1 protein-coding gene is annotated in these 900 nt (G+C 65.6%); it reads right to left on the bottom strand.

The features are described from left to right. On the bottom strand, window positions 1-900 hold a 900-nt coding region (locus A9762_RS26985; protein WP_069345043.1), incomplete at both ends, for an NAD(P) transhydrogenase subunit alpha.

Below are 900 nucleotides of genomic sequence, written 5' to 3'. Positions count from 1 at the left end.
GCGGCGACGATGTCGTCGTTGGTATCGATGACGAGCTTGCCTTCCTTGTCGATCACCAGCTTGAGGAAGTCGAGCACGTTACGAGCGTAGAGCGCGGAGGCATCCGCAGCCACCATACCGGCGAGGTTGGTGTAACCGGCGATGGTCACGCCGTGGACCTTGATCACTTCGTCAGCGACTGACAGCGGGCAGTTGCCGCCGCCGTTGGCGCCGCGTCCGGCCGCGAGGTCGATGATCACCGAGCCCGGCTTCATCGCCTTGACGGTGTCTTCGGCGATCAACTTCGGCGCAGCACGCCCCGGGATCAGTGCGGTGGAAATGACGATGTCGGCCTGCGTGAGGCGCGTGTGGACCAACTGCGCCTGACGGGCGAGCCATTCGGCAGGCATCGGACGCGCGTAGCCACCCACGCCCTTGGCGATCTCACGTTCCTCGTCGGTCTCGAACGGCACGTCGATGAACTTCGCTCCGAGTGATTCGATCTGCTCGCGCACGGCCGGACGCACGTCCGACGCTTCAATGACCGCCCCCAGACGCTTGGCCGTCGCGATGGCCTGCAAGCCCGCAACGCCAGCGCCCAGCACGACGAGACGCGCCGCCTTCACGGTACCGGCAGCCGTCATGAGCATCGGCATGAAGCGCTGATAAAGGTTCGCAGCGAGCATCACGGCCTTGTAACCGGCAATGTTGGCCTGCGAGGAGAGCACGTCCATGCTCTGCGCACGCGTGGTGCGCGGCGCAGCTTCGAGCGCGAAGGCGGTCACGCCGGCGGCGGCCATGCGTGCATTGTTCTCGGCATCGAACGGATTGAGCATCCCCACGACGACACTGCCGCGCGGAATCTGGGCGAGTTCTTCGGGGGAAGGGGCGCGAACCTTGAGGACGAGTTCTGCGCCCAGC

Origin of the sequence: Pandoraea sp. ISTKB, assembly GCF_001721285.1 — a bacterium.
In the GTDB taxonomy this organism is placed as follows: domain Bacteria; phylum Pseudomonadota; class Gammaproteobacteria; order Burkholderiales; family Burkholderiaceae; genus Pandoraea; species Pandoraea capi.
The sequence above is the reverse complement of the archived record's forward strand: the minus strand, read 5'-3'. Positions and strand labels throughout refer to the sequence as shown.